At 61.0% G+C, this 19,102-nt stretch carries 12 protein-coding genes; 5 read left to right on the top strand and 7 right to left on the bottom strand.

Going from position 1 to position 19,102, the window contains the following annotated elements; genetic code table 11:
• The first annotated feature begins 39 nt into the window (after positions 1-39).
• A complete protein-coding gene (locus AAEO81_RS15285) occupies positions 40-735 on the top strand; it encodes a pirin family protein (RefSeq protein WP_341964411.1) in 696 nt (231 codons plus the stop codon).
• Positions 736-875: 140 nt separating this feature from the next.
• On the opposite strand, the gene pgm is transcribed toward AAEO81_RS15285, so the two are convergent.
• The 5 genes from pgm to AAEO81_RS15260 form a co-directional block, all read right to left on the bottom strand.
• On the bottom strand, positions 876-2,522 hold the full coding sequence (pgm, locus tag AAEO81_RS15280; RefSeq protein ID WP_341964410.1) for a phosphoglucomutase (alpha-D-glucose-1,6-bisphosphate-dependent): 1,647 nt from the start codon (positions 2,520-2,522) through the stop codon (positions 876-878).
• 150 nt (positions 2,523-2,672) lie between these two features.
• A complete protein-coding gene (locus tag AAEO81_RS15275; protein ID WP_341964539.1) occupies positions 2,673-4,949 on the bottom strand; it encodes an ATP-dependent DNA helicase in 2,277 nt (758 codons plus the stop codon).
• 204 nt (positions 4,950-5,153) lie between these two features.
• On the bottom strand, positions 5,154-6,551 hold the full coding sequence (locus tag AAEO81_RS15270) for a PLP-dependent aminotransferase family protein (protein ID WP_341964409.1): 1,398 nt from the start codon (positions 6,549-6,551) through the stop codon (positions 5,154-5,156).
• A gap of 89 nt (positions 6,552-6,640) precedes the next feature.
• Positions 6,641-8,146 carry a hypothetical protein gene (locus tag AAEO81_RS15265; RefSeq protein ID WP_166597797.1) on the bottom strand — a complete coding sequence of 502 codons (1,506 nt, stop codon included), beginning with the start codon at positions 8,144-8,146 and terminating at the stop codon, positions 6,641-6,643.
• A 614-nt stretch (positions 8,147-8,760) separates the two neighbouring features.
• Positions 8,761-9,783: a zinc-dependent alcohol dehydrogenase family protein gene (locus tag AAEO81_RS15260; protein ID WP_341964408.1), complete on the bottom strand. Its 1,023-nt coding sequence runs from the start codon at positions 9,781-9,783 to the stop codon at positions 8,761-8,763.
• 466 nt (positions 9,784-10,249) lie between these two features.
• Here AAEO81_RS15260 and AAEO81_RS15255 point away from each other — a divergent pair, with 466 nt between their 5' ends.
• A complete protein-coding gene (locus tag AAEO81_RS15255) occupies positions 10,250-11,164 on the top strand; it encodes a LysR family transcriptional regulator (RefSeq protein WP_166597795.1) in 915 nt (304 codons plus the stop codon).
• A 22-nt stretch (positions 11,165-11,186) separates the two neighbouring features.
• Here AAEO81_RS15255 and AAEO81_RS15250 read toward each other — a convergent pair whose 3' ends face one another.
• Together AAEO81_RS15250 and AAEO81_RS15245 are read right to left on the bottom strand one after the other, a co-directional pair.
• A complete protein-coding gene (locus tag AAEO81_RS15250) occupies positions 11,187-12,446 on the bottom strand; it encodes a type II toxin-antitoxin system HipA family toxin (protein ID WP_341964406.1) in 1,260 nt (419 codons plus the stop codon).
• Complete coding sequence (locus AAEO81_RS15245) at positions 12,439-12,756, bottom strand: helix-turn-helix transcriptional regulator (protein ID WP_341964405.1); 318 nt, start codon at positions 12,754-12,756, stop codon at positions 12,439-12,441. Before AAEO81_RS15245 ends, AAEO81_RS15250 begins: the two co-directional genes overlap by 8 nt.
• 329 nt (positions 12,757-13,085) lie before the next feature.
• Between AAEO81_RS15245 and mexE the strand changes: the two genes are divergently transcribed.
• Genes mexE through AAEO81_RS15230 form a run of 3 tightly spaced genes read left to right on the top strand, consistent with a single transcriptional unit; the run spans position 13,086 to position 18,928 of the window.
• Positions 13,086-14,327 carry a multidrug efflux RND transporter periplasmic adaptor subunit MexE gene (gene mexE / locus AAEO81_RS15240; RefSeq protein ID WP_341964404.1) on the top strand — a complete coding sequence of 414 codons (1,242 nt, stop codon included), beginning with the start codon at positions 13,086-13,088 and terminating at the stop codon, positions 14,325-14,327.
• 12 nt (positions 14,328-14,339) lie between these two features.
• Positions 14,340-17,531 (top strand): efflux RND transporter permease subunit, encoded by a 3,192-nt coding sequence (locus AAEO81_RS15235; RefSeq protein ID WP_341964403.1) that lies wholly within the window; start codon positions 14,340-14,342, stop codon positions 17,529-17,531.
• Complete coding sequence (locus AAEO81_RS15230) at positions 17,531-18,928, top strand: TolC family protein (RefSeq protein WP_341964402.1); 1,398 nt, start codon at positions 17,531-17,533, stop codon at positions 18,926-18,928. The genes AAEO81_RS15235 and AAEO81_RS15230 overlap by 1 nt, the downstream gene beginning before the upstream one ends.
• Positions 18,929-19,102: the final 174 nt, after the last annotated feature.

Genomic DNA, 19,102 nt, shown 5'->3' with positions numbered 1-19,102 from the left:
CCTTTGAACGGCCCGGCCCTGCTAACGGAGGAACTGATCATGCTGCAACTGAGACCTTTCACATCCCTCGGCGGCGCCGACCACGGCTGGCTGAACGCGCATCACCACTTTTCGTTCGCCAATTACTACGACCCGGGCCGCATGAGCTGGGGCCAACTGCGGGTCTGGAACGATGACGTGATCGAAGCCGGCACTGGCTTTCCACGTCACCCGCACCGCGACATGGAAATCATCACCTATGTCCGTGAAGGCGCGATCACCCACGAAGACAGCCTGGGCAACCGTGGACGTACCGAAGCCGGTGACGTGCAGGTGATGAGCGCCGGGACCGGCGTGGCCCACAGCGAATACAACCTGGAGTCGAAAGAGACGCGGATTTTCCAAATCTGGATCATGCCGGATGAAGTCGGGGCTCCGCCGTCCTGGGGCGCCAAACCGTTCCCGAAAGGCAATCGCGAAGGCTTCGTGACGCTGGCCAGCGGCAAGGCGGACGATGACATCGAGCTGCGGATTCGGGCGAATGCGCGGTTAGTGGCGGCGAACCTGAAAGCGGGTGAAACCGCGGAATATGGGCTGGATGAAGGCCGCCGTGCGTATCTGGTCCCCGCGACCGGCAGCATCGAAGTCAACGGCCTGCGTGCTCAAGCCCGGGATGGCGTGGCCGTGGAGCAAGAACGCGTGCTGCGTGTGACGGCCATTGAAGACAGCGAGATTGTGCTGGTGGATGTGGCGTAAAGCCCTTGCAATGCAAACGCCCCGGTTTCGTGAGGAACCGGGGCGTTTTTTTGTCACAGGATTATCCCTGTGGGTTGTCTTTCATCGATCCTGTGGGATTGCGGTGCATCGCAGCCACGCGACCGATGCGCAATCCGGAACTACTTCGGCGCGATGGCCGAATCCACCAGCACCTGCGCTTCGGCCACCAGGCGTTTCAGGTGGTCCTCACCCTTGAAGCTTTCGGCGTAGATCTTGTAGATGTCCTCGGTGCCGGAAGGCCGCGCGGCGAACCAGCCGTTTTCAGTCATCACTTTCAAACCGCCGATTGCCTGATCATTGCCCGGTGCCTTGCTGAGAATCTGCTCGATCTTCTCCCCTGCCAGCTCGGTCGACGTCACCTGCTCCGGCGACAGCTTGCTCAACAGCGCCTTCTGCTCGAAGTTCGCCTTGGCCTCGACGCGGGTGGAAACAGGCTCGCCCAATTCATCGGTCAGCGCTTTGTACATCTCGCTCGGGTCACGGCCTTTGCGGGCACGGATTTCTGCCGCCAGCAGCGCCGGGATCAGGCCGTCCTTGTCGGTGGTCCAGACCGAACCGTCACGACGCAGGAACGACGCCCCCGCACTCTCCTCGCCGCCGAAACCCAGCGAGCCCTCATACAGGCCCTCAGCGAAGAACTTGAAGCCCACCGGCACTTCGTACAAACGACGGCCCAGACGCTGGGTCACGCGGTCGATCATGCCGCTGCTGACCACGGTCTTGCCGACCGCCGCGTCAGCGCGCCAGTCAGGACGGTTCTGGAACAGGTAATCGATGGACACTGCCAGGTAATTGTTCGGCGCCAGCAGGCCACCGGTCGGTGTGACGATGCCGTGACGGTCGTGGTCCGGGTCGCAGGCGAACGCGACCTGGAAGCGGTCTTTCAGACCGATCAGGCTCTGCATCGCAAAATTGGACGACGGGTCCATGCGGATCTTGCCGTCCCAGTCGACGCTCATGAAGCGGAACGTCGGATCGACGAATTTGCTCACCACCTCCAGGTTCAGGCCGTAATGCTCGCCAATGGCCGACCAGTAACGCACGCCCGCGCCACCCAGCGGGTCAACGCCCAGACGCAGATTGGCGCCACGGATGGCGTCCATGTCGATGACGTTTTTCAGGTCGGCGACGTAGGTGTTCACGTAGTCGTGACGGTGGGTGGTGTCCGCGCGCAAGGCCTTCTCGTAGGTCATGCGGGTCACGCCAACGATCTTCTCGGCGAGCAATTCGTTGGCCTTGGTTTCGATCCACTTGGTGATGTGCGAATCGGCCGGGCCGCCATTGGTAGGGTTGTATTTGAAGCCGCCGCTTTCCGGCGGGTTGTGCGACGGCGTGATGACGATGCCGTCAGCAAGGCCCGACGTACGGCCCTTGTTGTAACAGATGATCGCGTGGGACACCGCCGGAGTGGGCGTGTACTCATCGCCTTCGGAAATCATCACGTTGACGCCGTTGGCCGCCAGCACTTCCAGCGCCGAGGCGGCTGCCGGGGTGGACAGCGCATGGGTGTCGGCGCCGAGGAACAGCGGGCCGTCGATGCCGTTGGCCTGGCGATACAGGCAGATGGCCTGGCTGATGGCCAACACGTGCCACTCGTTGAAGCTCAGGTCGAACGAGCTGCCACGATGACCGGACGTGCCGAAGGAAACCCGTTGGGTAGGAACCGAGGCGTCCGGCTGGCCGGTGTAATAGGCCGTCACCAGACGAGGAAGATCGACCAGCAATTCCTCAGGCGCCTGTTTGCCTGCGAATGGACTGATGCTCATGGGAAACCTCCGTGGATGGAAAACGTGAGAAGAAGAAAAAAGAGGCAGCGCAACAGATAAAAATGCCGGTATCGCGGCAGTTTACTGGCAGTTGGACCGCCTTGCTCGGCTATCGATCCGTAACCGCTTGAGACAATTGCACGGGCCGTCCTACAACTGCCACCACGTCGGCAACAACTGCTGAATCTTGTGCTCGGCAAACCGGTCGTCGATCAGCACCACCACCCCACGATCATCCTGACCGCGAATCACCCGCCCTGCCGCCTGCACCACTTTCTGCAGGCCGGGGTAGAGATAGGTGTAATCGTAACCGGCGCCGAACAACAGGCTCATTCGCTGCTTGAGCTGTTCGTTGACCGGGTTGATCTGCGCCAGGCCGAGGGTCGCGATGAACGCGCCGATCAGCCGCGCCCCCGGCAAATCGATCCCTTCACCGAACGCGCCGCCCAGCACCGCGAAGCCAATGCCCTGGCTCTCAGGGGTGAAACGGTCGAGGAATGCCTGCCGATCACTTTCGGCCATGCCCCGTGACTGCTGCCACAGGGGCACGTCGGGGTGGCTGGCGCGCATCAATTCCGCCACCTGTTGCAAGTAGTCGAAGCTGCTGAAGAATGCGAGGTAGTTGCCAGGGCGCACTTGGAATTGCTCAGCCATCAGCGCCACGATGGGCGCCAGCGACGCCTGTCGATGGGTGTAACGGGTGGAGATGCGGCTGACGATGTGCACGTCCAGTTGCGCCTTTTGAAACGGCGACTCGACATCGATCCACGCCGTGTTCTCCGGCAAACCCAGCAGGTCGCGGTAAAAATGCCGGGGGTTGAGCGTGGCCGAGAACAGCACCGTGCTGCGGGCGGCGGTGAGGCGCGGGCGAATGAATTCGGCAGGCACGACGTTGCGCAGGGTCAGTTTCGACAGCGCCTTGTTGCCCCTCGCCTCGCGCTTGCTGATGTCGAACAGGTAATGCTCACCGAACAGCTCGGCAATCCGCCCGAACTGGATCGCTTCGAAATAGAAGCTTTGCAGTTCGCCGTTGGCCGCGTGGGGATGATCGTTGAAATAATCACCGAACGCGGCGACGCACAGGTTGAGCGCCGAGAGGAATTTGCCAGGGGTCGCGGGATAGGCCTGGTACGGCGCGACCTGTTCCTTATGCAGCGCGTTCCACTCGCGATTAAGCCGTTGCAGGGATTTTTTCAGGGGCTCCGGCGCGCTCTGCCGGACCTGATTCAAAACGAATTGGTCGAGGCTCGCGCTGTACATCTGCCGAGCACGCTCGACCATGTTGTGTGCCTCGTCCACCAGCACCGCGACGCGCCACTGATTGAACTGGCACAACCCGAACAGCAAGGCGCTGAGGTCGAAGTAATAGTTGTAGTCGGCGATCACCACGTCCGACCAGCGCGCCATTTCCTGGCTCAGATAATAAGGACAGACGTCGTGCCGCAAGGCCACTTCACGCAACCCGGGCTGATCCAGCCAGCGGTGGGCCACAGCCTCGCTGCGGGCGGCGGGCAAGCGGTCGTAAAACCCTCTGGCCAATGGGCAGGAATCCCCGTTGCAGGCGTTGGCGGGGAATTCGCAGGCCTTGTCCCGCGCCACCATTTCCAGCACACGCACATCCAGCTCGGGGGCGCTGCGGGCGATCACACTCAAGGCATCCAGCGCCAATTTGCGGCCCGGGGTCTTGGCGGTAAGAAAGAACACCTTGTCGAGCTTTTGGGTCGGCGTCGCCTTGAGCATCGGGAACACCGTGCCGATGGTCTTGCCGATGCCGGTCGGCGCCTGCGCCATGAGGCAACGCCCGGTGCTGACGGCCTTGTACACCGACTCCGCCAACACCCGCTGGCCCGCTCGGAACGCACCGTGGGGAAATTTCAGATCGGTCAGCACGTCGTTTCGCGTTTGAACATGGGCCATTTCCTGACGTGCCCAGTGCAGAAAAATCTGACACTGCGCCTCAAAGAAGGCCTTGAGTTCATCAGCGCTGTGCCGTTCGCGAATCAGGGTTTCCTGCTCGTTGATGATGTTGAAATACACCAGCGTGACGTTCACTTCGGCCAGCTTCAACTGCTGGCAAATCAACCATCCGTACACTTTGGCCTGAGCCCAGTGAAGCTGCCGGTGATTGGCGGGCATCTTGTCGAGGTCGCCGCGGTAGGTCTTCACCTCTTCCAGCTGATTGAGCGCCGCGTCATAGCCGTCGGCCCGGCCTCGGACGTTCAGTTCGTGGTAGGCGCCGGACAGGGAGACTTCGGCTTGATAATCAACCCCGCGACGGGACGCCACCGTGCGATGTCCGGCGATCCCCTCTTGGGCCGTGGGCGACGGCGTGAAACGCAGATTGAGGTCCCCGACCTTGGCCGTGAACTCGCACAAGGCCCGCACCGCGATGGCATAGCCGTGCTGCGGATCGACCGCTGGCTGCACAGGCCCGGGCGGCGATGCATCCGGGGCGGCATCGACAACGGGTTCGGGGGAAAGGATGGCGGTCACGGGAGGTGGCAACAGGCAGTCTGAATACTGGACGGGCATACAGATAGCAGGTGCGCGGTGGGTCTGGCAAACGGAAATGGATCGGCGGCGTCCTAGACCAGAGCACCGCCGCGATCCTGACCGTACGCTACGAGTACCCTACCCCAACCGCTCCTGCACCAGCGCGTTCCTGACATGCACTAGCATCGACTCGATGTTCTGGGTCCAGTCCGCCGCGCCGCTCAGGCACAGGCTTTGTTGATGCAACCCGCGCACGCTGAACAGCTCGCCGGGGGCGATGACGATGCGTTGTTCCAACAGCCGCTCGAACACTCGCCCCATGTCCACGCGATGCTTGCTTTCCAGCCAGATCGTCGCGCCGCCCTGAGGCCGTTCAAAGGTGACGTCGTCTCCCAGGAAGTCATCGATCATCAGCCCCAAATGCTCCACCCGCTGCTGCAAACACAGGCGCAAGGCGTGCAGGTGTTTGTCCAGTTGGCCCGAGTTGTACAGGCGGGCGATGGCTTTCTGTCGAATCGGTGGCAGGCGGAACGAGCGCAGCAGCAGCTGGCGGTGCCACAAGGCGCGGGAATGGCGGGTCAGCAGGTAGCCGAACGGCGCCTCCAGGCCGATGGTCTTGTCGAAGGCGCCGACGATCAGCAGCCTTTGCGGGTCGATCAAATCCCGCAACGGCGTGAATTGCTCGTCGAAGCACAGCCCGCCCTGGCTGTCGTTTTCCAGCACCCAGACGTCGTGCCGATTCAGCACCTCGGCCAACCGTTGCCGCGGTTCCGGCGCCATGATCCGACCGCGCACGGTGTCCATTCGCGACGACAGCACCGCCATTTTTACCTCGCTGTGGCGCAATAAGCCTTCCAGCTCATCGGGATCGATCACGCCGTCGGCATCCGTACACAACTCGATCACCCGAACGCCAAACGACTGCAGCGTGCGCAGGATATTCCAGCCACACGGCGACTCGACCAATACCGCGCAATCACGCAATTGCAGCGCCTTGAGCACCGTCTTGAGCACACCGGTCTTGTCCGGACCGATAAAAACGTTGTCCGGGTGCCAGCAATGCTCGGTGGACGACGTGTAATACGCGGCCAGCGCCGTGCGCAATTCGATGTCGCCAAACGGCTGATAGCGTGGGTCGGACTGGCAGGGATAATGCCGCATCAGGTCGCGCTCCACGCTCAGCAATGGGCCGTCCAACGACTGCAACAGCGTGGGCTCATCGGCACCGAAAACGAACATGTCAGGGCGCCGCGTCCCGGCCTGAAACCGCGCCAGCAAATCTTCTCCCTCGCAGTGAACGTCGTTGCAGGGCTGAGGCAACGCGTAATAACCGGACTTGGGCACCGAACAGATCCGCCCTTCCTTCTCCAACAGCGAATACGCGTTTTGAACGGTTGAAATCGACACCCGCAGCCGTCGGGCCAGCAGTCGCAGGGACGGCAATTTGACGGCCGGGCCTTCGGGCAATTCGTGGGTCAGCCGCGACAGGTAGCGGTACACCATCTGGTAGGCAAAATCGGTCTTGTCGTTATTCATCGGACACACCCCATCCATGCGTAAAACGCAGGGTCAATGAAAGAAAATGCAGCCGCGCAGCAGGTCGCTCATGGCCTGCGACGCCCCCTTCAGCGGCCGGAAACCCGTTCCACCGCCGGTTGGCCCGTGGCGGGGTCGACGGTCGTCACCCAAGCCTTGTCAGGGTCGCTCGCGCGTACGCGGGCGATGATTGAATGTTTGTCGCCAAAGTCCACGCGTGACCGCGCATAGAGGTTTTGCAGGCCTTGCAGGCTCAAGCCGCTGACGTCCACCAGCCACTGCACCACTTGATCGGGCGCCGGCTGACCCGACAACGCCCGGTGCAGATCAGCCTGCGCCACCAGCATGCCGGGATGACAAGCCCGCAAAAACACTTCCAGCTGCGCGCCCTCGTCGACAAAGGGTGCGAACAACAGGCACACCAGTTGAGCCTCATTGAGGCCGAACGCTTCTTGCGCGTAACCGTCCGCCAGGGTGCGTCGCAGGTCGACTTTTTCCGGCTCGTCGTAGGCCGCGAGCGCTTGCTGAATGAGGCGCTTGGGCATGCGTTTGCGGCGCATCATTTCGGCGCCGAGCACCAGGTATTCGGCAATGCCCTCGGCGTATTCCCGGCCTTGAACGAATTGCGCCATGAGCCCGCGCATATGGGCCATGAGCAAAGGGTTCGCGCAATCGGATTCGCTGAAACTGAACGCCAGATCGTCGAAACGGAATCCCAGGAAATCCGTGAGCAACGCCCAATGCTCTTCAGTCTTGAAACCGATCAGATCCGCGACGGGCAAAAATGCAGGTCCCCTGTTCACGTGCGCAAATTCTGGTGCCTTCAGCATGAAATCCATGGGCATCGACTCCTCGCCATACAGCTCGCGGTAATACACGCGGCCGATACGGTCGATGGCGCTGATGGCCTGGCTGAAACCGAGGGGGTTCCAGCGTTCCACGTTCTGGCCGCTGCGCCCGCTCAAGCGCGCGATCCAGGTGGCGTATTGCTTTTGTTCCTTGAGGGTCTCGCCATTGACGACGGCGCTGACGCCGTCTCCCCAATTCGCCGCCCGCCCCAGGCACTCGGCCATGCTCAGGTAACACGCGTTGCAAAAGGTGGTCCGGGCATCGCCCGCCGTCAGGTGCCCACCGAGCAGCATGTCGGATCGGTTCTGCTCACGTCCTGCCGCCGAAAAGGGCAAATCGGGTTCGAATGCCTGGACATATCGATGATCTACGACCAGCAACTCCACGCGAGGGTCGTCGTGAAGAAACAACGCCGAATAACAGCGGTGAATGTTGGCCATGACCGCGGACGTCATGCCCGCGTGGCGCATATTGACGACCCGCAACTTGAACGTGGCGGGCGAGCGCCCCGCGATACTCAATTGCGCGGCCCGGAGCAACGCCACGGTATAAGCACTGTCCTTGCCACCCCCGAACGCCACCAGGACGCGATAGTTGCCAATCTGTTCGATACCACCGGCGGCAACGATCAGGCGTTGAATCAATAATTGCAGTGCCGTTCTCTCGGCCCGATTGAAATAACTCAACAACCGCTGCAGCACCTGTTGATAAACATAGTTCATCGCTTGTTCGTGAATGGAACTCATAACGTCGACACCTGAAATACTCAGTCCAGCCATAACATCCGAACTTTCCACGACGTTCCGCCGTCGATGAAAAGCCAATAACCTGTGCCACAAGAACAGCTCGATCCTGGCTCAGGTCAACGATCAAGGGTTCCGAGCCCTGCCCCACAGCCGCCGGAGAGCGCGGGGACGGGCAGAAGACAGGGAAGGATTTCGAACACAGGCGCCCTGCACAAGGTATCGAAAAGGCGCAGCGGAAAGTGTGACATGACTCATTCCTTGAGTTGTATTGACTGAACTATTATCGGTGTCTCGATAATATTTACAAGGTACAGATACCGACCCGAATGGCGCCAGATTTAAACTTCCCCCGCGCTCTTTTAAACACAGTTGTTTACTCAAATCAGTATTCAGTCACAGCAACGGTGTCAGGCACGCGGCACTGACGAATGAAACAGGCTGTTTAATAACGCGTCATCCATAAACAAAAAAGCCTTCCAGATCACGTCAGGAAGGCTTTGTCGGGTGAAACATGGCCGGTAAAAACAGGACGGGCACCTTGAGTCGGCGACCGGACCCACTCATACGACGCTTGGCCACAGCGTCGATCATTCAGCCAGCGCGATGAATTGCGCTCAGGCAGGCTCGACTTCCACCACTATGCGACCGCCTACAGGGCAGCCATCCATCAAGCGGTGCGCTTCGACCAGTTGATCGAACGCAAAGACCTTGGTGATCTGCGGGACCAGCACGCGGTCAGCAGTCAATTGGTTGATGTCACGCAAGGCACGTTTTACGGCTTCTTCGTCTTGAGCGATACCCAGTTCAGGCTTGCCGGTGAAATTGCCCACACAGTGAACGAAGAACTGAATGTTTTTCTGGAACGCTGCACACGCCGGGAACGGCGTCTGATTGCCGCCCTGCAAGCCGTAAAGAATCAGGCTCCCACGGGGTGCAAGCACGTCGCCCAACATGGACATCTGCGGGCCGCCCAAACCGTCCAGGACGATGTCGACACCCCGATTGTCGGTGTACTTGTTGATCGCCATAAGCAGGTCCTGCTCTTCGGTGTTCACGACCTTGTCGGCACCCAGCTTCAACAGGTATTCACGGCACGATTCGGTCTTGGTCGCGGCGATGACCTTGATACCCAGCGCCTTGCCCAGTTGCAGGAACGCAGGGCCCGCGCAATGGCTGGCGTCGGTTACCAGAGCGGTCTGCCCCGGTTTGGCGCGAGCCAGGTCGACAAAAGCAAAGTACGCCATCAGCAGCGGCGTGTAGTGCACGGCTGCCTCATTAGGGGTGAGAATTTCCGGATAACGGGTCACGGAAGTGGCGGGCAGTGTAATCAGCTCGCCATAAACCGGGTGCACGTTAGGGTCTGCAGAGGGAAAGCTGGCCACCCGGTCGCCGACGTTCAGATCAGCCACGCCATCGCCGACAGCGGTGATCACGCCTGCCATTTCAGAGCCCAGACCAGCCGGCAGCCGCGCCTGAGAAGAAGCCAGATTCTGGCGCCACAGCACGTCGTACCAGGTAACGCCGATCGCCTGTACGCGCACTTGCACCTCGCCGGGGGCAGGCAACGCGACGGGCACCTCTTCTACCTTGAGTACCTCGGCCGGGCCGAACTGATGAAAACGGATCGTGCGGGACATTTCGAACCTCGCCTTATGAACCTTGATGCCATGAACTCTATCCGGGCTCTGCCGGTAACACTATCAGTGGCTATTAATAGTCGACATGCCTGTCATCGATTCTGTTGTTGAAAGGCGGCCATTAGATAACCATCGAATGCTCACGTATTCAAGGCGGACATTGTTCTTTTCTCACCCGGACTTTGCAACCCGATGCGCACATTCCGGATGAACGTCAGCATGACTGGCACGAAATCCCCCCTAGTCGGGTGGCTCGATCCCTCACGCCTCTTCAGTTGGGTATCCTGAAATTGCCCAAGTTCAAGGCAAATTATCGATGGTCGTGATGGGTAACACGTTTGTATGCTTGCGCATGCATTCAAGCCTGATCAGAATCGGCATCATTCCGTAACATTCGTTCCCGAGCTGAACACTGGCAAGGCCTCTCTGGCCGCTCATAACCGACCATGTCCCTGAGACCCCCGTCATGAATCGCAACGACCTGCGTCGCGTCGACCTCAATCTGCTCATCGTGTTCGAAACCCTCATGCATGAACGCAGCGTGACCCGTGCAGCGGAAAAGCTGTTCCTGGGCCAGCCGGCGATCAGCGCGGCGCTCTCGCGTCTGCGCGGGCTGTTCGACGATCCGTTGTTCGTCCGCACCGGCCGCAGCATGGAACCCACGGCACGCGCCGTGGAAATCTTCGGCCTCCTCTCTCCTGCGCTGGACTCCATTTCCACCGCCGTGAGCCGCGCCGCCGATTTCGATCCGGCCACCAGCACTGCCGTGTTCCGCATCGGCCTGTCCGATGACGCCGAATTCGCCCTGCTACCTTCGCTGCTCAAGCGTCTGCGCTCCGAAGCCCCCGGCATCGTGCTGGTGGTGCGCCGCACCAACTACATCCTCATGCCTGCGCTGCTGTCATCCGGCGAGATTTCCATCGGCGTGAGCTACACCGATGATCTCCCGGCGAACGCCAAGCGCAAGGTTCTGCGGCGCAGCAAGCCCAAGCTGCTGCGCGCCGACTCAATGCCCGGCCCTATCACCCTTGATGACTTCTGCGCACGGCCCCACGCGCTGGTCTCGTTCGCCGGCGACCTGGGCGGCTTCATCGATGAGTATCTGGAAAAGATCGGCCGCAAACGCCACGTGGTTCTGGCCGTCCCGCAATTCAACGGCCTGGCGACCCTGATCGCCGGCACCGACATCGTCGCCACCGTGCCCGACTACACCGCCGCCGTGCTCACCGCAGCGGGCGGTGTACGGGCTGAAGAATTGCCCGTGGAAGCCCGCACCTTCGAGCTGCACATGGCCTGGCGCGGTTCTCAGGACAACGACCCGGGCGAACGCTGGTTGCGGTCGCGGATTCAGATGTTTTTTGGCGATCCGGACAGTCTTTAACGCTGTTTGCTGGCCTGTCCGCTTACCGAAGCAGCCGGATATTCTCGTTGATACGGTGCTGAAGCATCTGCCGGGTGGCCAAGGTAATGGCGTTCGGGTATTGCTTCTGTGCCAAGGCTTCGAACCCCGCTCCGACATCGCACACGCGATCGATCAGGGCAGCAGCGATGTCCGCCGCAAGCTCGGCTTCTCTGGCAAGACCGAGCATGGCCGCACGGCCGATCGCCAATGCCTCGCCCATGACGTCCATCTGGTGATACCCCCCGGGCCCTTTGCAAAACGTCACGTCGTAAGCGGGCGCCAGGGTCCAGGCGCCGGTTGATGACATCACGTACGCGAAATTCTTCGGGTGATCGTCCCGGTTGTTGAACACCACATTGAAGACGGCACGTTCGAATGCGAGCGCTTTCTCGCGCATGTCGTTGGTGCACAGTTGCGTCGCCCGAAGGAAGTTGACGTAGTCCAATGAGCCCGGCGATGTGAAATCTGCTCCCGTGAATGCCGCAAGGCTCTGCATCGGCACGCGCAGGCCGTTTTTTCGATCAAAGCGCCGACTGGCGAAAGCCGCGAGCCCGTTGGGCAGTTCGAAATACAGGGTATCGGGCGTCGAGATGCCACATATCCGCAGGCACTCGGCATACAGCGTCTCAATCGCGCACACTTCGGGATGCTCGCCCCGTGCAGGAAACTTGACCAGCCAGGCCTCGAAGGCCGGATTGACCGCCGTGGTGAAGTGTCCGGTCTGCGGGTCGCGGTACACGAGGGCCTTGGGCCTCGCCCCCTGCGGAGAGCCACCCACGAGCATCAATTGCTCCAGAAACTCGCCACCGTCGCCATTGAGTACGTGTCGGACTTCAGCCGCCAGTGCGTCAATCGAGACGTGTTGCCGGGCCTCCTCCCCTTCGGGTGCCACAGGCTCGAACGTCATCGCGCCCATCGCGTTGTCCCCTACGTACGCAAGTCGCTCCAGAGGCCCGATCCGGGCGGTGTTGAGATGGCGGCGCCTGAACAGCCGATCCATCAGCAGCATGCCCCAGCCATCGGGCAAGGCATCATAGACCGGGCCCGGCAGGCCTAGCTGATGGGGCGCAAACCCTCTGCGCAAGGTCTCGCCTTTAAGCGGGAGGGTGAATGAAGACAGCTCCAGCCCCCGCTTCTTCGCCTCCGCGGTGTATTCGAAAACGATCTGCGGACGCCCGTTGATCGCCGCCGTGGAGACCAGCGTGCCCCATAGCCAGCGCTCGCCCCAACCTTCATAGAAAACATGCACTTGCTCAAGCATCAGTAGCTGTCCGCTTCACTCGCTGACGCCGCGTGCTGCGTTCATAACGGCGAATGTCATCAACACTTTCCAGGCGCGGCAGGAACAGCGCTTCGAGTTCCTTGCTTCGACCCAGCACCACAGCGACCCGGACAACGGTCTCCAGGCCAACGTTGCGTCCGGCTTCAAGGTTAGACACAGTGGTGACCCCTACGCCTGCGCGGCCGGCCAGATCGCTCTGTGTCATCTGCTGGGCCAGACGTTCGGTGCGCAAACGCTCGCACAGCCGTTTCACAATCTCGTCCGGCTTGCTGAAGTTGAAATCCAACACGATCATGACTCCGCAGTAATAGATGCTTCAGGCAAGGAGAATAGGAGGGTGTGCGCGACATATCAATGCCTTTAAATCCATAATATTGTGTCTTATCTCGAAGATTACGGCATAAGCGACATTATAATGGATTTATCAGACAAACTTTGATTTGACAGCGATGGACGTTGCCATAGAACGACGTCCGTTATCGTCCCAACCCCCGTCCCAGAGCCTTTGTAACCGGAAATATCATTCCCACTGATATTTACCTTCGCCGTATTCGATTCGTGCAATAGAACCCCCGAGAACAGAATCCGCCCATCTCAATAACATCGGCGGATTTTCCCATGGTTCAGTCACTTACTCCCTTGCGCTATCCCCTTGCCGCGCTGGCACTGGTGGTGCTCAGCGCATGTGGTAAAGGCCCTGAGACGGCAGCGCAGGCTCCGGCGGCAGCCAAGGTCAACGTGGCCAAGGTGCTTGAGCAGCCCGTCAACGAATGGGATGAAGTCACGGCGCGTCTGGAAGCTCCGGAAACCGTGCAGGTTCGTCCTCGCGTTTCGGGTCAGATCGATGCCGTTGCGTTCACCGACGGTGAGCTGGTGAAGAAAGGCGACCTGTTGTTCCAGATTGACCCGCGTCCGTTCGAAGCTGAAGTGCATCGCCTCGACGCCCAACTGCAGCAGGCCAAGGCCGCATCGGTTCGCAGCAACAACGAAGCCCAGCGTGGCGAGCGTCTGCGCACCAACAACGCGATCTCGGCGGAACTGGCCGACTCGCGGACCACCACCGCGCAGGAATCCAAGGCCGCCGTGGCCGCCATTCAGGCCCAACTGGATCTGGCGAAGCTGAACCTGAGCTTTACCCGCGTGACCGCGCCGATCACTGGCCGTGTCAGCCGTGCGGAAATCACCGCGGGCAACATCGTCACCGCCGATCAGAGCATCCTCACCAGCGTCGTTTCCACTGACAAGGTTTACGCCTACTTCGACGCCGACGAACGTGTGTTCCTCAAGTACAACCAACTGGCCCGCGACGGCAAACGCGGCGCGACCAGCCCGGTGTACATGGGCCTGTCCAATGAAGCTGAAAACCCGCATCAGGGCCAGATGAACTTCGTCGACAACCAGGTCAACCCACGCACCGGCACCATCCGTGGCCGCGCCGTGTTCGACAACAGCAAGGGCGAATACACCCCTGGCCTCTATGCCCGTCTGAAGCTGGTCGGCAGCGGCACCTACACCGCCATGCTGATCAAGGACGAAGCCGTCGGTACTGACCTTGGCAAGAAGTTCGTGCTCGTTGTCGACAAGGACAACAAGGCCACCTACCGCAACGTCGACCTGGGTCCGAAACTCGAAGGCCTGCGGATCGTTCGCAGCGGCTTGCAGAAAGACGACCGCATCGTGGTCAGCGGCCTGCAACGCGTGCGTCCGGGCTCACCGATCGACCCGCAAGACACCCCGATGGCCAGCGCCGACACGCTCGCTGCTCTGCAACAACAGCGCCAGGCACTTGAAGCCAGCAACCAACCGAAGGCCCAGTCCAAACTGGATGCCAAAGTTGCCGCTGCTACGCCACGCGGTTAAGGGACACACTCGATGAATTTTTCAAAATTCTTTATCACGCGACCGATCTTCGCAGCGGTGCTTTCGCTGTTGATCCTGATCGCGGGCGCCATCTCGCTGTTCCAGCTACCGATCAGTGAATACCCGGAAGTCGTGCCACCGACCGTCGTCGTGCGTGCCAACTTCCCCGGCGCCAACCCGAAAGTGATCGGCGAAACCGTGGCAGCCCCTCTGGAGCAGGCCATCACCGGTGTCGAGAACATGCTGTACATGTCCTCGCAAGCCACCGCCGACGGCAAACTGACCCTGACCATCACCTTCGCGCTGGGGACCAACCTCGACACCGCGCAGGTTCAGGTGCAGAACCGCGTCACGCGGACCGAGCCGAAACTGCCGGAAGAAGTGACCCGCATCGGTATCACCGTGGACAAGGCCTCCCCGGATCTGACCATGGTGGTCCACTTGACCTCCCCCGATCAGCGTTACGACATGCTGTACCTGTCGAACTATGCCGTGCTCAACATCAAGGATGAGCTAGCGCGTCTGAACGGTGTCGGTGACGTGCAGTTGTTCGGTATGGGTGACTACTCCCTGCGTGTCTGGCTCGACCCGAACAAGACCGCTTCGCGCAACATCACCGCAACCGATGTCGTTAACGCCATTCGTGAGCAGAACCGCCAGGTGGCCGCCGGTCAACTGGGTGCACCGCCCTCCCCGAGCGCGACCAGCTTCCAGATGTCGATCAACACTCAAGGTCGTCTGGTGACCGAGGAAGAGTTCGAAAACATCATCGTGCGTGCTGGCGAAAACGGTGAAATCACCCGTGTTCGCGACATCGCCCGTGTCGAACTCGGCTCCAGCCAGTACGCCCTGCGTTCGCTGCTGAACAACCAGCCGGCCGTGGCGATCCCGATCTTCCAGCGCCCAGGCTCCAACGCCATCGACATTTCCAACGAAGTGCGCGGCGAAATGGAACTCCTGAAGAAGAACTTCCCGGAAGGCATGGACTACAGCATCGTCTATGACCCGACGATCTTCGTGCGCGGCTCCATCGAAGCGGTGGTTCACACCCTCTTCGAAGCGCTGATCCTCGTGGTCCTGGTGGTGATCCTGTTCCTGCAAACCTGGCGCGCCTCGATCATCCCGCTGGCCGCTGTGCCGGTGTCGCTGATCGGTACGTTCGCGGTCATGCACCTGTTCGGCTTCTCCCTCAATGCGCTGTCGCTGTTTGGCCTCGTACTGGCGATCGGTATCGTGGTGGACGACGCCATCGTGGTGGTCGAGAACGTCGAGCGGAACATCGAGCTTGGCCATAAACCGATGGAAGCCACGCAAATCGCTATGCGCGAAGTGACCGGCCCCATCATCGCGACCGCGCTGGTGCTGTGTGCGGTGTTCGTACCGGCGGCCTTCATCTCCGGCCTGACGGGACAGTTCTATAAACAGTTCGCGTTGACCATTGCTATCTCGACGGTGATCTCGGCCTTCAACTCCCTGACCCTGTCGCCGGCACTGGCGGCGGTATTGCTCAAGGGCCACGACGAACCGAAAGACGGGTTCTCGCGCTTCCTCGACAAGCTCTTGGGTGGCTGGCTGTTCCGTCCGTTCAACCGCGTTTTCGTCAAGGCCAGTAACGGCTACGTCGGCGCCGTCGGTCGCGTGATCCGCGTTAGCGGCGTGGCACTGTTGGTGTATGCCGGTCTGATCGTCATGACGTGGCTGGGCTTCTCGACCACACCAACCGGTTTCGTGCCGCAACAGGACAAGCAATACCTGGTGGCCTTCGCCCAACTGCCGGACGCCGCGAGCCTAGACCGCACCGAAGATGTAATCAAACGCATGTCCGACATCGCGCTGAAACAGCCTGGCGTCGAGAGTGCCGTAGCGTTCCCGGGTCTGTCGATCAACGGGTTCACCAACAGCCCTAACTCCGGCATCGTGTTCGTGACGCTCAAGCCGTTCGATGAGCGCACGCTGGCCAGTGAATCCGCCGGTGCAATTGCCGGGGCGTTGAACGGCAAGTACGCGTCGATCCAGGAAGCCTACATGGCCATCTTCCCACCGCCGCCGGTACAGGGCCTGGGCACGATTGGCGGCTTCCGTCTGCAGATCGAAGACCGTGGCAACCTCGGTTACGACGAGCTTTACAAAGAAACGATGAACATCATCGGCAAGAGCCGCAGCGTGCCGGAACTGGCCGCACTGTTCACCAGCTACACCGTGAACGTGCCACAGGTCGATGCCGCCATCGACCGCGAGAAAGCCAAGACCCACGGCGTGGCCATCAGCGACATCTTCGACACCCTGCAGGTGTACCTGGGCTCGCTGTATGCCAACGACTTCAACCGTTTCGGTCGTACCTATCAGGTCAACGTTCAGGCTGAACAGAAATTCCGTCAGGACGCCGAGCAGATCGGTCAGCTGAAAGTGCGCAACAATCTGGGCGAGATGATCCCGCTGGCGACCCTACTGCACGTCACCAACACCTCCGGCCCGGACCGCGTGATGCACTACAACGGCTTCATCACCGCCGAGATCAACGGTGCCGCCGGCCCAGGCTTCAGCTCGGGTCAGGCACAGGCCGCGATGGAAAAACTGCTCAAGCAGGAACTGCCGAACGGCATGACCTACGAGTGGACCGACCTGACCTACCAACAGATCCTGTCGGGTAACACCGCGCTGCTGGTCTTCCCGCTCTGCGTACTGTTGGCCTTCCTGGTGCTGGCCGCGCTGTATGAAAGCTGGAGCCTGCCGCTGGCGGTCATCCTGATCGTGCCGATGACCCTGCTGTCGGCCATCGCCGGTGTGATCATTGCTGGCAGCGACAACAACATCTTCACCCAGATCGGCCTGATCGTACTGGTGGGCCTGGCCTGTAAGAACGCGATCCTCATCGTCGAATTCGCCAAGGATGAACAGGAAAAAGGCAAGACCCCGCTGGAGGCCGTACTGGAAGCCTGCCGCCTGCGTCTGCGTCCGATCCTGATGACCTCCTTCGCGTTCATCATGGGTGTTGTGCCGCTGGTGCTGTCGAGCGGTGCCGGTGCCGAAATGCGTCATGCCATGGGTGTGGCGGTGTTCTCCGGGATGCTGGGCGTGACCTTCTTCGGTCTGCTGCTGACCCCTGTGTTCTATGTGCTGATTCGCAACTATGTAGGACGCAAAGAAGCGCGCAAGGCCGCCAAGGCTCAACGCGTCCAGACCATCGCTCCGGAGGCTCATTGATGAAGGCTGTAAAACTCTTCCTGCCGAGCCTGTTGGTCCTTGCGCTGGCGGCCTGTGCCGTCGGCCCTGACTACAAGAAGCCGGACACTGCGGCGGCCAATATTCAGGCCGCGGCACAGGGCACCTACGACCGCAACCGCACCGAGACCATCTGGTGGCAGCAGTTCGAAGACCCGACCCTGAACCAGTTGGTCGCTCAGTCGCTGCAAGGCAACCGTGAACTGCGCGTCGCCTTCGCCCGCCTGAAAGCGGCCCGTGCCATCCGTGACGACATCAGCAACGACGCGATGCCGGTCGTGACCAGCCGCGCCAGCAGCCAGATCGGCCGCGCTCAGGTGCCGGGTGAAACCGAGCACCGGGTCAATCAGGAACGCTACGACCTGGGCCTGGACATGGCCTGGGAGATCGACCTGTTCGGCCGCATCCAGCGCGAACTGGAAGCCAGCGACGCTGATCAGCAAGTGGCCGAAGCCAATCTGTATCAGCTGCAAGTGACCATGATCGCCGAGCTGGTGGACGCGTACGGTCAACTGCGTGGCGCACAACTGCGCGAACACATTGCCCGGGACAACCTGAAAAACCAGCAGGACTCCCGCGACGTGACGCGACAACTGCGCGATGAAGGCGTCGGCAATGAAATCGACGTCGTGCGAGCCGATGCGCGCTATGCCGCAGTGGAAGCGACCATTCCGCAGCTGCAAGCCGAGCAGGTTCGTGAACGCAACCGCATCGCCACGTTGCTGGGCGAACGCCCGGACGCCATGATCGTGAGCCTGGCCCCGGCCAAGCTTCCGGCCATCTCCAAGGCGCTGCCGATCGGTGACCCGACCAAGCTCCTGGAAAACCGTCCTGACGTGCGCAGTGCCGAACGGCAACTGGCGGCGCAGACCGCGCGGATTGGCGTGCAGACCGCCGACCTGTTCCCACGGGTCAGCCTCAGCGGTTTCCTGGGCTTCACCGCCAGCCGGGGTTCGCAGATCGGTTCGGGCGCGGCCCAAGCCTGGGGCCTTGGCCCGAGCATCACCTGGGCCGCGTTTGACCTGGGCAGTGTGAGGGCGCGTATTCGTGGCGCCAACGCCGATGCCGAAGGCGCACTGGCCAACTACGAGCAGCAAGTGCTGCTGGCGCTGGAAGAAACCGAGAACGCGTTCAGCGACTACGACAAGCGTCAGCAGCGGCTGGTGTCGCTGGTGCGTCAAAGCGAGGCGAGCCGTTCAGCGGCCAACCTGGCGAGCATTCAGTACAAGGAAGGCACCGCTGACTTCCTGGTCTTGCTGGATGCCGAGCGCGAGCGTCTGGCGGCTGAAGACTCTCAGGCCCTGGCCGAGATCGACCTGTATCGCGGGATCGTCGCCATCTACAAGGCGCTGGGCGGCGGATGGCAGCCTAACGCCTGATGACCGAAACAAGGGACGGCGTACCCCGCCGTCTTTTCGAAGCCCCGCACTCACAAGGTTCGGGGCTTTTTTGTGTTTGAACACCCTGCATTCCGGTACTCCGCAATCCACTGTGGGAGCCAGCTTGGTGCGGGCGGCGATCCGACGAAAGCGTTGAATCAGTCAACGCTAATG

The organism is Pseudomonas sp. RC10, from assembly GCF_038397775.1.
In the GTDB taxonomy this organism is placed as follows: domain Bacteria; phylum Pseudomonadota; class Gammaproteobacteria; order Pseudomonadales; family Pseudomonadaceae; genus Aquipseudomonas; species Aquipseudomonas bambusae.
Note: the sequence above shows the minus strand (reverse complement) of the source record. Positions and strands in the feature narration are given on the sequence as shown.